We start from the raw sequence: 12,982 nt of genomic DNA, 5'->3' as shown, positions 1-12,982 counted from the left end.
CCGGGCCGGCCGACACGGACAGAACGGTGCACAGATGATCGACAGGCGTACCTTCGGCAAGGTCATCGGCGCGGGCGCGGCGGGAACAGCCGCGGCGTCACTGATCGGCCCGAACAGCTCCGCGGCAGCAGCGTCTTCGTCGTCCGGGCCCGGCGCCGAAGGGGCGGCGACGCCGCTGACGCCGGGCACGGGCAGCGGGTCCTTCCCGGCGCTGAAGCAGGTCAGGGCCGGCGAGCTGAACGTCGGCTACGCCGAGGCCGGCCCTGCCGACGGACCCGCCGTCATCCTCCTGCACGGGTGGCCGTACGACATCCACAGCTACGTGGAGGTCGCGCCCCTGCTGGCGGCCAAGGGCTACCGCGTCATCGTTCCCTACCTGCGCGGACACGGCACGACGACCTTCCTCTCGTCGACCACGTTCCGCAACGCGCAACAGTCGGTGATCGCCTACGACATCATCGCCCTGATGGACGCCCTGAGGATCAAGAAGGCCGTGTTCGGAGGCTTCGACTGGGGATCGCGGACCGCCGACATCATCGCCGCCCTCTGGCCGAAGAGGTGCAGGGCTCTGGTCTCCGTGACCGGTTACCTGATCACCAACCGGGAGAAGAACAAGCAGCCGCTGCCGCCTGCGGCCGAGTGGGCATGGTGGTACCAGTACTACTTCGCGACAGAGCGCGGCGCGCTGGGCTTCGAGCAGTACCGGCACGATTTCACGAAGCTCATCTGGCACAACGTCTCCCCGTCGTGGAACTTCGACGACGCCACGTTCGACCGCACCGCCGCGGCCTTCGACAACGAGGACTACGTCCCCATCGTGATTCACAACTACCGCTGGCGGCTGGGCCTGGCCGAGGGCGACCCTCGCTACAACGCCATCGAGGCCCGCCTCGCCGCAGCGCCGGACATCGCGGTGCCCACCATCACTCTCGACGGGGAGCTGGACCCCTTCACCCCGGCCGGCGACGGCGCGGCATACCGGGCCAAGTTCACGGGCCCCTACGACCACCGGACGCTCAAGGGAATCGGCCACAACGTGCCCCAGGAAGCGCCCGAAGCCTTCGCCCAAGCCGTCCTGGACGTCGCCCGGTTCTGACCTTGTCCGTGCGGGGTCAGCTGCCACGGCGGAGGGCTGACGTGGTCTTCCCGGTGCGTTCGCGAAGGAGTACTCGGAGGGTGTTGGGGTGTTCGTAGCCGACTTTCCTGGAGATGGTCTCCAGGGAATGGTGTACGCGGCCTGCGAGGGGCGTTCGTCGACCACGAGGTAGCGGGCGACCAGGTCGGCGAGCGCGGGGCTGCTGGCCCGGACGATCGCCGGCGCGAGGTCCACGTGGCCGAAGGCCGCACCGGCGGTGATGCCGCCGTCCGAGGTGATGAGCATCCGGCTGTGATCCAGCTCGACCTTGCCGCGAGGCTGCGTGGCGCGCAGGAGTTGGCCGAGCAGGAGGAAGGCACGGTGGCGTGGTACGCGTTCCGTGAGAACGCCACCACCTTCGGGGTGTTCGACACCTTCGAGGACGAGCAGGGACGCGAGGCGCACCTCGCGGGCCGGATCGCCGCCGCCCTCGGTGAGGCCGCCAGGACCAGCTCAGCGCGCCGCCGGTGATCGCCCAGATCGACCTGCTGGGGGCCAAGGTCTCCTGCCCGGCCCGGACGCCAGCAGTTACGCGGTCAAGGAAGTGATGGGGACCATGGCCGCTGTCCACACCGCGGCCGTGAACGCCAACGGCCGGGACGGCCGTGCCGTCACCACCGACGAACACCTCGATGTACGCCGGGCGTTCCCACCAGCTCTTGGCGGCGACGGCCAGGACACGAATCCCGAACAACTCTTCGCGGCGGCCCGCCGCCTGGGGCGCTCGCGCCCGACAAGAGAGTTACCCGCCAACGGCTCACCCGACAAGTGGCCAGGCGGTTGTGCGATGTGACGGCGACACCATGCCGTCGCCCTATGGAGGAGACAGATTTGACCAGCGTACGAGCGTCGGCAGCGGCTCAGGACTATGAGCGCATGATGGGCATGGTCACGGGGTTCTGGGTCACTCAGACGGTTCGGGCCGCCGCTTTGTACAACGTGGCCGACCACCTCACGGCGGGAACCGACACCGCCGAAGCGATTGCCACAGCGGAGTCCATTGACCCCGACGCGGCCCGCCGCCTGCTGCGCACATGTGCTTCCTTGGGGCTGATGACCTCGGAAGACGGACGCCACTTCACCGGCACGTCCCTGCTGAGCACACTGCGCCAGGACGACCCCAATTCGCTACGCCACTTCGCCATCTCCCAGTCGGCACCGGGCCATTGGCTGACGTGGGGCAGGTTCCCCGAGGCCGTCCGAACGGGCCGGCACCAGGTCACGGCGGCCCATGGCGAGGCGAACATCTTCGACTACTTCGCCAAGCACCTCGACGAAGCGTCCTCCTTCACCGAGTCCATGAGCAACCTGTCACGTGCCGCCGCCCTCGACATCGCCGCCGTGCTCGACACCAAGGGCGTAAATCTCGCTCTGGACATCGGCGGAGCCGGCGGAGACGTCATCCGGGCCATGATGCGGGCGAACCCCGAACTCCACGGCGGAGTGTTCGACCTGCCCCACATCGTCCCGGCGGCCGCCGAAGCGGCCAAGGCCGAGGGACTCGATGGGCGCTTCACCACCATCGGCGGGGACTTCTTCGGGTCGGTCCCGGCGGCGGACCTCTACGTCCTCAAGTACATCCTGCACGACTGGGACGACGCGAGCTGCGTCCGCATTCTTCAGAACTGCCGGGCACACCTGGCGGAGGGCGGGCGCATCGCCGTCATCGATCACCTTGTCGGGGAGGTGGGCCGGCCCGGACTCGCCCCGCTGATGGACATGAATATGCTCGGCATGACGGGCGGCAGGGAACGTCAAGTCGCCGAATTCGACGCCCTGTTCACCGCCTCCGGCCTGCGTCGCGTCAAAACGACTTCCGCAGGAGCATTCGCCGTCATCGAAACACAATCCACCACCACCTGACCCCGCGTGCGGCGAGCGGCCCGGCCCGGCCCGGCCCGGCCAGAGGGCAATGACCACCTCGACCGCTCGTTCTCACCTGAGGCCACGTGAAAAGGTGCCCGGCTGGGAGAAAACCCGCCGGGCACCCTTCCGCGATCACTGTTCCCGGTGTTGCGGACCACCGGGCGAGGTGCCTACCGCCTCATCGCGACGTCAGGCCGGAGATGCGCCACAGACCGCCGCCGGCACCACCGGCTGTGTACGCGTCTCCGGACGCCGCCAGCGAGAAGCTGAAGCTGTTGATCCCGACGATGTTGGTGACGTGGGACTGCACGCCGGTGGCAGCGTTCACCCGCTTCACCTCGTTGGCCACCATGAAGTAGACCAGGCCGTCGCCGCCGACCGAGATCGACGTGGGTTCATAAGCCTGGGTGACCAGCGTGCGCGTCGTACCGGTGGCCACGTTCGTCTGCAGAATGCGGCCGGTCATCATGTCCGCGCTGTAGGCAAGTCCCGCCTTGTCGAACGCGAGACCGTAGGAAAAGCCGAGCCCCGTGGCCACCACACGCGCCACCCCGCCGTCCGGGACGGCGACGATCGCTCCGTCGGCGTCGGTGACATAGGTGGTGGTGCCGAAGCGGGCCACGCCGAAGAGCGCGGGCAGGCCGGCGGCCAGGGTACGGCGACTGCCCGTGGCGAGGCTGACCTCCTGAAGCGTGCCGTCGAAACTGGTGATGTACGCGCTGCCGTCGGCGACGGCCACGCCGCGCAGGTTGCCCAGACCGGTGGTGATGGTGGTGAGCGCGCCGGTGGCCAGGTCGAGCTTGAGCAGATCGCCTCCCGAGTACGCCAGATACACCGCGCCCGCGTTGTCGGGGGCGATGGCGACCGGGGAGCCGGCCGCCGGCGCGATCCGTACGCAGTCCGCGGACGGGCACGTGACGTCACCCACCGCCGCAACTGCCGGAGCGGCGAGGGTCATTGTCGCGCCCGAGGCCAGTAACGCGCCGAGGGCCAGCGCCACGCCCAGCGCCCGCCCGCGTCGGGTGAGCGAGCGGGCGGGACGGTCGAGCGGGAGTCGTGTCGCGGTCCTAGATCTCATCATTGAGTCCATCCGTTCCTGTCCGTCGACGATCGGTGGGCCCACGGGATCGCCGCAGGCACTGCACTGGCTACGTACGGGGGTACGGGGAGGTTCACCAGACGACGTCCCGCTCTGAACTACGACGCCCCCACAGCTCACAGTTGTGGGGGCGTCAGCCTCAAGGGCACGGATGGTTTTTCAGTGCTCCCGGCGCAGGAAGTCGACGACCAGGTCCGTTGTCGCCTGCGGCTGCTCCTCTGTGATCCAGTGCCCGCAATCCGGGATGACCGCGTCTTCGACGTTGTCGGCGACACACTGCAGCACCTCGCCGATCCCAGGGCCGAAGGTGGCTTCGCCGCCGAAGGCCAGGACCGGCATCTGAAGCTTGCCCTGCGCGAGGAACGTCCTGTTGTCGGCCGCGTCCTGGGTGAACGCCAGGAACTGGGCGAAGCTGGCTCGCATGGCCCCGGGTTGCGCGTAGAGCGCCGCGTAGTGCTCGCGCTTGGCTTCGTCGAACCGCTTCGGCTCCACGGAGAGTTCGTTCCAGAAGCGGTCGAGATAGATGCGCTCGCGGCCGGCGACCAGGCGCTCCATGTCGTGACCGCCGAAGCCGAAGTGCCACATGGTCGGATCCTGGGTGATCTGGTCCCAGGGCCCGATGCCGGGCAACGGTGCGTCGATCGCCACCCATCGGCTCACACGCTCGGGGTGGGTGGCGACAGCGGCGAAGCCGACCATGATGCCGATGTCGTGCGTCACCAGTTCGATCGTGTGCACTCCCAGGGCGTCCAGGACGCCCCACACGTCCGCCGCCTGGTTCTTCTTGTCGTAGCCGCCGTCGGGCTTCGACGAGAGACCCAGCCCACGCAGGTCGGGCGCGATCACCATGTGGTCCTCGATGAGTGCACTCGCCAGGTGACCCCACATGTCACCCGTTGTGCCAAAGCCGTGCAGCAGGACGACCGCTGGACCATGCCCGCCGACGCGTACGTGGATCCTGGCGCCGTTGGTTTCGATCTCACGCGACTGCATGCCGACCGGAAAGGGGTGGATGCCATCCTGACGTCCGTTGTCGTTCATGGCTGTACTCCAGATTTGAAGGGAACAGGGCTCCCACGGCGAGGGCGGCCCGGCGACAAAGCGGCGTATGGCAACCCCGCCTGGACGGCACGGCCCCCTGACTGTGCGCACTCATGGCGCGTCCTCGTGAGGAACTGGATCAGAAGCGGTCGCGAATCCGCGTCGTGTCTCCGAACATAGCCGACCGGTTAACTAGGTTCCATCGCGTGCCGAGTACCGTTCCCACGCGGCCAAGCCGCTGACCTGCGATGGAAGGAAGGGGCTACCAGCAGGGAGGAAGCTGGTCGTGACTCGGGCCGCCCGGAGCACGAAGTTGGACCCATCGGTTCCTGCCTTACTGTCAGCGCAGGTCGAGGCGCATCAGGATGCGGGGGTGACCGGCCAGTACCGAGGTGGTGTCGGCGGCGTGGGTGAACCCGGCGCGTTCGAAGTTCTTCCGGAGCCCCGCGTACGCCATCGTCATGTCGACCTTGGCGTCGCCGTTGTCGAGGGGGTAGGCCTCGATCACCGGTGCGCCCTGGTCGCGGGCGTATTCGACCGCCCCGGCGATGAGAGCGTGCGAGATCCCCTGCTTCCGATGGCCGGGACGTACGCGGATGCACCACAGCGACCAGACCGGGAGGTCGTCGACGTGCGGGATCTTGCGGTTGCGCGCGAACGAGGTGTCCGCGCGCGGCGCCACCGCGGCCCAGCCCACCGGCTCGTCGCCGTCGTAGGCGAGCACTCCCGGAGGGGGTCCCGTACGGCACAGTTCGGCGACGTATTCGCCTCGGGCAGGCCCGCGAAGCTCGTTGTTGAGCTTGGACGGGATCCGGTAGCTCAGGCACCAGCAGACGTTCGCCCCGGGTGACTTCGGGCCGACCAGGGCGCGGACGTCCTCGAAGACCGCAGCCGGGCGCACTTCGATGGTCATGACATCACGATGGCACGGCGGGCGCGGTGACGCCGTGCGACCTTCCGGCGGCACGGGCCCGGTCCAGATCCAGATCCAGATCTGGTTCCGGTTCCGGTTCCGGTTCCGTCGGGTCTATGACACGTTCGCCTGTCCCGGGCGGTCAGCGGGCGTCCGAGTCCTGGTGGGCCGTGTCCCATGCCTGGTGGGAGGCGGCGATGGCAGGCCGATGGGCGATCGACCAGTCGGCGAGAGCCTTTACGAGGTGAGTCAGGCTGTGTCCCATCTCGGTCAACTCGTACTCGACCTGAGGCGGGATCGTCGGATACACCGTGCGCTTCACCAGACCGTCGCGCTCAAGTCGGCGGACGGTGAGCGTGAGCATGCGCTGCGATATGTCGCCGGGGATGGCGCGCTGGAGTTCCTTGAATCGGCGGATACCGGAGGCGAGTTCGACCACCACGTAGACGGACCACTTGTCGCCGAGCCGGTCCAGCACGTCCCGGACACCGCACTCGTCCTGGGGTGTCTCGCAGGCGATCACGGGCTCGGCAATCACCGGGGCGGTCGCCGGGCTGGTTACCGCGGTGTGCCCTGCTGACATGAATGTGCCTCCTTATGCGATCGAGTTCCTCTGCTGAGGATGGAACCACACAGCTCAGGAGGGACTTCCCATGATTCTGGTCACCGGCGCCGCCGGGGCACTCGGACAGCTCGTCGCCCAGCAACTGGCGGCGCGCGACGACGTGGTGCTCGGCACCCGCACACCCCGTTCCGCGGGCGAGCGCCGCGTCGACTTCGACGATCCGGCATCGCTCGACTTCTCGGGCGTGGACACCCTGCTGCTGATCTCCGCGGGATTCGGCGAGGACGACGTGGTCGTCGCCCGTCACGACGCGGCCGTCACAGCGGCCGAGAAGGCAGGCGTACGGCACATCGTCTACACCAGCCTGAGCGGCGACGGCGACCACCTCGCCTACGCACTCCCCCATCGCTGGACCGAACACAGAATCCACCGGAGCAGCCTGGAGTGGACCGTCCTGCGCAACGGCCTGTACGCCGAGTTCCTCGCCGCCATCGCCGCCCCGGGCTCCGACGGGACGATCACCGCGCCGCTCGGCGCGGGGCGCCTGGCCGCCGTCGCCCGTGAGGATCTCGCCGAGGTGGCCGCTCGCGTGGTGAGCGCCCCGGAGCGGCACGCGGGCCGCACGTACGAGCTTGTCGGCGAGGAAGCTCTCGGCGGTACGGAGTTGGCCGCGGCTGTCGGCGGCTCCTACGAACCCGGCTCACTCGCCCGAGCCCGGGAGGCGATCGCTGCGGCCGGGGAGGCGCTGCCGTACCAGTTGCCGATGCTGGTGGGGACGTATTCGGCGATCGCGGGCGGCTTCCTGGACGGCACGGGCATCGAACACAACGCGCTGCGCGGGCTGTTGGAGCGGGATCCGCGGTCCGCGCTGGAGACGTACGTGGCCTCGGTCGGTGCGGCCCACTCGGCGCCGTAGACCGATTCGGACTGGCACCACCCGCCCCAACGGCCGCTCCCAGCCCTGTCGTTGGGGTACGGAGCATCGACGTCAGACCGCCTCGTGCTCGGTGAAGTGACCGGCGCGTGCGCGCCAAGATCCCGATCCTCGGGCTAGCGGTGTGCGAGGCCCTCGATCATCAGGGCCAGGGTGAAGTCGAAACGGTCGTGGCCCTCGCCGGCGGTGAGCTCGGCGGCGTGGCGGGTGGTGTGGGGGAAGGCCTCGGCGGGCAGGGCGGCGAACCGGCGTAGCAGTTCGTCGCGGTCGTGGACCCAGACAGCGTCGTCATCTGCTGATCGCCGGCGCGCGATCGATACCTCAAGGCAGTAGGCAGCCACGTACAGCAAGAGGGCGTCGATCCCCCACGCGGCGGCCTGCGGGGCGACGCCGCCGGCGAGCAGGATCGCCAGCATTCCTTCGCTCACGCGCACGGTCTCGAGGTCGGTGGGTGCCATGGCGAGCGCGGCGCGGGAGATTCCGGGGTACTTCAGGTACTGCTCGCGAATCTGGGTGCACACTCCGCGGATCTGCTCCCGCCAGGCCGCGGGGTCGGGCTCGGGCAGGACGAGCTCGGCGCACAGCCGCCCGATGAGCAGCTCGTCGAGGTCGGCCTTGTTCACCACGTGGGCGTAGAGCGAGGCGGGTCCGGTGTCGAGCACGGTGGCCACGCGACGCATGGTCAGTGCCTCGTAGCCCTCTGTGGCGATGACGCCCAGAGCGGTGTCGATGACCTGCTCCACGGTGATCGGGGCCTTGCGGCGCCGCGGCCTGGGGCTTGCTTCTGCCTCGGGGTTCGGCGGCTGGTGGCGCGCCGCGCGTCGCTCTCTCGGGTTCACGCAGCCATCATAGCTTGACGCGAACAGTGTTCGTGAGTAGAACAGTGTTCGTGACAGTAAATGCGAAGCATGACGTGGACGTGACCGTGGTGGGAGCCGGACCGGTGGGCCTCGTGCTCGCCGCCGAGCTGGCGCTCTCCGGGGCGACGGTGCAGGTGATCGAGCGCCTCGCCGAGCCCGCCGAGGCGATGAAGGCGGGGTCGATCAACGTGCCGACGGCCGAGGCGCTCGACCGCCGCGGCCTGCTGCCTGCCGCCGAACAGGTGCAGCGGGAGATGCTTGAACGGGTCGGGTCGTTCGCTCGCAAGGCCGACGACGAGCGGCCCGGTGGCGGCCGGCGGCCCAGCGGCGAGCAACAGCGCGGTGGCGGCCGGCGAGCACCTGAGTCGCGGTTCACCGGGCATTTCGCGGGGATGGTCCTCGACGCCGACCTCGTGGACTGGTCCGATGCCGACCTCGCCGCGCACACCGCGGCCGCCGGAGCGAGGATGGTGCCGCAGCGTGAGCTGGAGGAGCTGTTGGCCGGCCATCTCGCGCGGCTCGGCGTACCGGTGCGTCGCGGAGTGGAGGTCACGGCACTCGAAGACACCGACGACGGCGTGCTCGTCGGCACCACCGCCGGCCCGGTGCGTACCGGGTGGCTGGTCGGGTGCGACGGCGGGCGCAGTACCGTGCGCCGCCTCGCGGGCATCGACTTCCCCGGCACCGACCCCGAACTCACCGGGCACCTGGCGCTCGTCGACATCGCCGACCCGGAGAAACTCGCGGACGGATGGGTGTGGTCGACCCATGGGGCGTACCGCTACGGGCCACAGCCCGGGCGGGTGGTCACCGTGGAGTTCGACGACGCTCCGGCCGACACCGCCCACGCTCGGCGTCGCTCGCGCGGAGGGACCCCCATGGCGCCGGTCACCCTGGACGAGGTGCAGGCCAGTCTGCGCCGGGTCTCGGGCACCGACGTCACACTGACCGCGCTGCGCGGCGCCGCGTCCCGCTGGACCGACAACGCCCGCCAGGCCGCGGCCTATCGGTCGGGGCGGGTGCTGCTGGCCGGCGACGCCGCGCACGTGCACTCGCCGTTCGGCGGTCAGGGGCTCAATCTCGGGGTCGGCGACGCGATGAACCTCGGGTGGAAGCTCGGTGCCGTGGTCGCCGGGTGGGCACCCGAAGGGCTGCTCGACACCTACGACGCCGAGCGTCGTCCACTTGGTGCCTGGGTGCTGGACTGGACACGGGCCCAGATCGGAGTGATGCGCGGGGACGCCAAGGCGGCCGCGCTCCGGGAGGTCGTGGCCGATCTGCTGGGCACCCGGGACGGCACGACCTACGCGGTCAAGAAGATCGCCGGAGCCGACCAGCGCATCGACCTGCCCGGCGACCACCCACTGATCGGCCGCTATGTCCCCGACGTATGGCTGAAGGACGGCTCCCGTCTGGTCGACCACGGACACAACGGCGGATTCCTGCTGCTCGACCGCACTCCGGACGGCACATTCGCCCGCCTCGCCGAGGCCTGGGCCGGGCGGGTGACCAGCGTGACCGATGCCCACACGACGCCGACCGGGCTGTTGGTGCGCCCGGACGGGGTGGTCGCCTGGGCCTCCGACACGACCGACATCGGCGCCGACACCGCCGTCACAGGCCTCGAATCCGCGCTGCGCCGATGGGCCGGCGCGCCGAAACCCACCGGCCTCAGTGGCTGAGCGGTCGCTCCGCGGTCGCGGCAGGCCATGACGGACAACTGCGTGCGCTCGTCGGCCGCCCGCTGACCGACACCTGGCTGGGCCGGGCGGTGTTGCGGATCGCTGCTCAGCTGATCCGCCAGAGACGGAGCTTCTCAGGGTTTCGCACCGCCCAGATGTGCCTGATCCGGTCGCCCGCGATCTCGAACGCGAACACGGTCGCGATATCGCCGTCCTGCTGCGCCACCAGGCCGGGCAGGCCGTTGACCGTGCACTCCAGGAACGTCGTGCGGTGGCCCGCCACCCGGGCGATCTCGGCGTAGGCACGTGCGATCTGCTCACCGCCCACGATCGGGAGCAGGTGGGTGACGGCCAGGCCGCCGCCGTCGGCGGTCGCGGTGGCGTCGGGGTCGAGCAGGCCAATGAGGGCGTCGATGTCCTTGGCCTCCCACGCCGTTCTGAACTGCCCGACGATCCTGGCCTGTTCGGCACTCGGGCGTGCCGGGGTCCGCGCGGTACGGATGCGACGGCGGGCGGACGAGGCCAGTTGGCGGCAAGCCGCCGGTGTGCGGCCGACGATCTCGGCGACCTCGCCGAAGGGGTAGCGGAAGACATCGTGCAGGACGAACGCGACGCGCTCGGCCGGGGTCATCGAATCGAGGACGACCAGGAAGGCCATCGTCACCGACTCGTCCAGGGTGACCCGATCTGCCGGGTCGATGCCGTCGGCGCCGCGGCGCCCGGTGATCCACTCCGTGGTCTCCGGCAGCGGTTCCGGGATCCAGTCGCCCACGTACGTCTCCCGCCTGGCCCGCGCCGAGCCGAGCAGGTTCAAGCAGATGCGGCTGGCGACCGTCATCAGCCAGGCGCCGGGCGACTCGATGGCCTGCCGCTCCCGTGCGGACATGGCGTACCAGCGGGCGTAGGTCTCCTGCACGACGTCCTCGGCGTCGGCAAGGGACCCGAGGAGTCGATAGCCGAGGTTGATCAACTGGCGCCGCTCGCTCATGATCGCGCTGAGGCCCGGATCGCTCTGGCCGTCGCCGGGCTCGGCTCTGTTCGTCATGGTCCGGCCGTCTCCCTCGCTCGCTTCTGCGCCTCTACCCGTTACGACGGGACAGCCCTCCGGAATGTGAGATCGCAGCGCACCTCACATTCCGCAGGGCTGCGTTGTCGTAACGGCGAGGACGACAACAGGACCGAGAGGTGATTCCGATGAACGACTTCCAGGCCATCGCGGACCGTGTCGAGATCGAGGCGCTGCGCGGCGAGTTCACCGACGCGGCGATGATGCGCGACCGGCCCCGCCTGGCGTCACTGTTCACACCGGACGGCGCCCTGCGCATGCCCAACATTCCCGTCGAGCTGGTCGGCCGCGAGGAGATCCGTGCCGGGGGCGAGCGGCTGCAGAACCAGTGGGACTTCTTCGTACAGACCACACACCCCGGCACCGTCCTGCTCGACGGTGACACCGCGACCGGCCGCGCCTACATCCAGGAACTCGCGCGCACCCTCGACGGACGCCAGGGTCTGAACTACGCCGTCTACCACGACCGCTACCGGCGCACCGCGGAGGGCTGGAAGTTCGCCGAGCGGGTGTACGAGGTCAGGTACCTCGACACCTCCCCGCTGGCCGGCACGGCGCCCAAGGCGGTGCAGGGCTCCGGGACCAACCCGGCAGACGCCACGGCGACCCCGGCTCCGGCCGCGTCCTTCGCCGACCCGGCATCGGCCGAGCGACTGGAGCGGGCAGCCGCCGCGCTGCGGGCCGGCGGCTTCGCCGCCGAGGTCCTCGACGACGCCGCGGCCGCTCGCTCCCGCGTCAAGGACCTGCTTCCCGAGGGCGCCAGCGTGCTCACCGGAGCCAGCGAGACCCTCCGGCTGTCCGGCATCGACGAGGACATCAACGCCGACGGCCGGTACGACGCCATCAGGCCGCGCGTCCTGGCCATCGACCGTGCCACCGGCGCCGACGAGATCCGAAGGCTGGTCGCCGGCCCTGACTTCGTCGTCAACAGCGTCGCCGCGGTCACCGAGACCGGCTCGCTCGTCCTTGCCTCGGGCAGCGGCAGCCAACTCCCTGCCAACGCGGGCGGCGCCGCCAACGCGGTCTGGATCGTCGGCGCGCAGAAGGTGGTGCCCGACCTGAGCACGGCGCTGCGGCGCGTCGAGGAGCACGCCCTCCCGCTGGAGAACGCCCGCGCCCAAGAGATGTACGGGATGCCCAGCGCCGTCAACCGCCTGCTCATCCTCAACGCGGAGACCCGCCCGGGGCGCGGCACCGTGCTGCTCCTCCGAGAGGCCATCGGATACTGACCCGGCCCAGGTCCGTCTGACACCTGCGCGGCATTGCCCCGCTCGGCCACGGGCAACGCCCTTCAGCCGCAATACGTGTTGCTCAACAGCGTGTTGATCCGCTTGCCGTCGGCCGTGGTCACCTTGTGGTTCGCGCCGCTGAAGCGCCGGGCGGCGACCTGGTCCGGGTTGGCGAACCCTGGAGCGCGACGCCGCGTGCCGCGCGAAACGCCTCGTCGACCTGGGCGCTCGCGTCCGTTGCGGGGTCCGCCGGAAGGGTGTCGTCGGTCTGTCGGGGGCGAAGCGCTCGGACTCTCGTCGGGCGTGGCATCCGGATCCGGCGATTGCGCGGCTGCCGTCGCCGTGCCTATTGGTCGGTCCGCGACAAGGGGCTCCTGTGGGCGGATCCGCTCGACGAGGTGGCTCTGGGCAACAGACCCCGTGAGCTGCACATGAGCGGCGCCTACACCGGCAACACGTACGTTCGCATACGCCGCGCGGACGGCAGCACGTTCCGCCTGAACCCCCGTACGAGCTTCATTGGAGGGCGTGACGGAACCCGGAGCAGCGTGGAGACCCTGTACTCGTCGGTCGAGGGCCGCTTCTGATCCCG

Annotated in this window: 13 protein-coding genes and 1 pseudogene; 8 read left to right on the top strand and 6 right to left on the bottom strand. The window is 69.8% G+C overall.

The features are described from left to right. The first annotated feature begins 34 nt into the window (after positions 1-34). From ACFWXQ_RS19625 to ACFWXQ_RS19610, 4 genes and pseudogenes are all read left to right on the top strand, one after another. Complete coding sequence (locus ACFWXQ_RS19625; protein WP_383953102.1) at positions 35-1,096, top strand: alpha/beta fold hydrolase; 1,062 nt, start codon at positions 35-37, stop codon at positions 1,094-1,096. A 291-nt stretch (positions 1,097-1,387) separates the two neighbouring features. Then, complete coding sequence (locus tag ACFWXQ_RS19620) at positions 1,388-1,606, top strand: putative quinol monooxygenase (RefSeq protein ID WP_383953100.1); 219 nt, start codon at positions 1,388-1,390, stop codon at positions 1,604-1,606. Positions 1,607-1,691: 85 nt separating this feature from the next. After that, a pseudogene (locus tag ACFWXQ_RS19615) lies at positions 1,692-1,841 on the top strand (Ohr subfamily peroxiredoxin); the annotation flags it as partial. A gap of 125 nt (positions 1,842-1,966) precedes the next feature. Beyond that, on the top strand, positions 1,967-2,998 hold the full coding sequence (locus tag ACFWXQ_RS19610) for a methyltransferase (RefSeq protein ID WP_383953098.1): 1,032 nt from the start codon (positions 1,967-1,969) through the stop codon (positions 2,996-2,998). 181 nt (positions 2,999-3,179) lie between these two features. Here the strand turns inward: ACFWXQ_RS19610 and ACFWXQ_RS19605 are convergent, their stop codons facing one another. The 4 genes from ACFWXQ_RS19605 to ACFWXQ_RS19590 form a co-directional block, all read right to left on the bottom strand. After that, positions 3,180-4,079: a hypothetical protein gene (locus ACFWXQ_RS19605; protein WP_383953096.1), complete on the bottom strand. Its 900-nt coding sequence runs from the start codon at positions 4,077-4,079 to the stop codon at positions 3,180-3,182. A gap of 180 nt (positions 4,080-4,259) precedes the next feature. Beyond that, positions 4,260-5,141 carry an alpha/beta fold hydrolase gene (locus ACFWXQ_RS19600; RefSeq protein WP_383953094.1) on the bottom strand — a complete coding sequence of 294 codons (882 nt, stop codon included), beginning with the start codon at positions 5,139-5,141 and terminating at the stop codon, positions 4,260-4,262. 340 nt (positions 5,142-5,481) lie between these two features. Then, complete coding sequence (locus ACFWXQ_RS19595; protein WP_383953092.1) at positions 5,482-6,054, bottom strand: GNAT family N-acetyltransferase; 573 nt, start codon at positions 6,052-6,054, stop codon at positions 5,482-5,484. Between the two features lie 142 nt (positions 6,055-6,196). After that, the gene (locus ACFWXQ_RS19590; RefSeq protein ID WP_383953090.1) at positions 6,197-6,637 is read right to left on the bottom strand and encodes a winged helix-turn-helix transcriptional regulator; all 441 of its coding nucleotides are present in this window, start codon (positions 6,635-6,637) and stop codon (positions 6,197-6,199) included. A gap of 70 nt (positions 6,638-6,707) precedes the next feature. Here ACFWXQ_RS19590 and ACFWXQ_RS19585 point away from each other — a divergent pair, with 70 nt between their 5' ends. Continuing rightward, the gene (locus tag ACFWXQ_RS19585; protein WP_386268680.1) at positions 6,708-7,535 is read left to right on the top strand and encodes an NAD(P)H-binding protein; all 828 of its coding nucleotides are present in this window, start codon (positions 6,708-6,710) and stop codon (positions 7,533-7,535) included. Between the two features lie 134 nt (positions 7,536-7,669). Here the strand turns inward: ACFWXQ_RS19585 and ACFWXQ_RS19580 are convergent, their stop codons facing one another. Beyond that, on the bottom strand, positions 7,670-8,392 hold the full coding sequence (locus ACFWXQ_RS19580; protein WP_383955516.1) for a TetR/AcrR family transcriptional regulator: 723 nt from the start codon (positions 8,390-8,392) through the stop codon (positions 7,670-7,672). A 50-nt stretch (positions 8,393-8,442) separates the two neighbouring features. Here ACFWXQ_RS19580 and ACFWXQ_RS19575 point away from each other — a divergent pair, with 50 nt between their 5' ends. Then, on the top strand, positions 8,443-10,095 hold the full coding sequence (locus ACFWXQ_RS19575) for an FAD-dependent oxidoreductase (RefSeq protein WP_383955513.1): 1,653 nt from the start codon (positions 8,443-8,445) through the stop codon (positions 10,093-10,095). A gap of 106 nt (positions 10,096-10,201) precedes the next feature. Here the strand turns inward: ACFWXQ_RS19575 and sigJ are convergent, their stop codons facing one another. Beyond that, positions 10,202-11,140 (bottom strand): RNA polymerase sigma factor SigJ, encoded by a 939-nt coding sequence (gene sigJ, locus ACFWXQ_RS19570; protein ID WP_386268678.1) that lies wholly within the window; start codon positions 11,138-11,140, stop codon positions 10,202-10,204. A 149-nt stretch (positions 11,141-11,289) separates the two neighbouring features. Between sigJ and ACFWXQ_RS19565 the strand changes: the two genes are divergently transcribed. Together ACFWXQ_RS19565 and ACFWXQ_RS19560 are read left to right on the top strand one after the other, a co-directional pair. Beyond that, on the top strand, positions 11,290-12,390 hold the full coding sequence (locus ACFWXQ_RS19565; protein WP_383955507.1) for a nuclear transport factor 2 family protein: 1,101 nt from the start codon (positions 11,290-11,292) through the stop codon (positions 12,388-12,390). Between the two features lie 323 nt (positions 12,391-12,713). Continuing rightward, the gene (locus ACFWXQ_RS19560; protein ID WP_383955504.1) at positions 12,714-12,977 is read left to right on the top strand and encodes a hypothetical protein; all 264 of its coding nucleotides are present in this window, start codon (positions 12,714-12,716) and stop codon (positions 12,975-12,977) included. The last annotated feature ends 5 nt before the right edge of the window (positions 12,978-12,982 follow it).

The sequence above is a fragment of the Streptomyces sp. NPDC058697 genome, assembly GCF_042715345.1.
GTDB classification, from domain to species: Bacteria; Actinomycetota; Actinomycetes; order Streptomycetales; family Streptomycetaceae; genus Streptomyces; species Streptomyces liliifuscus.
This window is presented reverse-complemented; position numbering and strand designations above follow the sequence as displayed.

Excerpts from the sequence above, each read along its gene's own strand:
- ACFWXQ_RS19600 (WP_383953094.1), bottom strand. The coding sequence starts at position 5,141 with ATGAACGACAACGGACGTCAGGATGGCATCCACCCCTTTCCGGTCGGC.
- ACFWXQ_RS19595 (WP_383953092.1), bottom strand. The coding sequence starts at position 6,054 with ATGACCATCGAAGTGCGCCCGGCTGCGGTCTTCGAGGACGTCCGCGCC.
- ACFWXQ_RS19590 (WP_383953090.1), bottom strand. The coding sequence starts at position 6,637 with ATGTCAGCAGGGCACACCGCGGTAACCAGCCCGGCGACCGCCCCGGTG.
- sigJ (WP_386268678.1), bottom strand. The coding sequence starts at position 11,140 with ATGACGAACAGAGCCGAGCCCGGCGACGGCCAGAGCGATCCGGGCCTC.
- ACFWXQ_RS19605 (WP_383953096.1), bottom strand. The coding sequence starts at position 4,079 with ATGAGATCTAGGACCGCGACACGACTCCCGCTCGACCGTCCCGCCCGC.
- ACFWXQ_RS19625 (WP_383953102.1), top strand. The coding sequence starts at position 35 with ATGATCGACAGGCGTACCTTCGGCAAGGTCATCGGCGCGGGCGCGGCG.
- ACFWXQ_RS19585 (WP_386268680.1), top strand. The coding sequence starts at position 6,708 with ATGATTCTGGTCACCGGCGCCGCCGGGGCACTCGGACAGCTCGTCGCC.
- ACFWXQ_RS19565 (WP_383955507.1), top strand. The coding sequence starts at position 11,290 with ATGAACGACTTCCAGGCCATCGCGGACCGTGTCGAGATCGAGGCGCTG.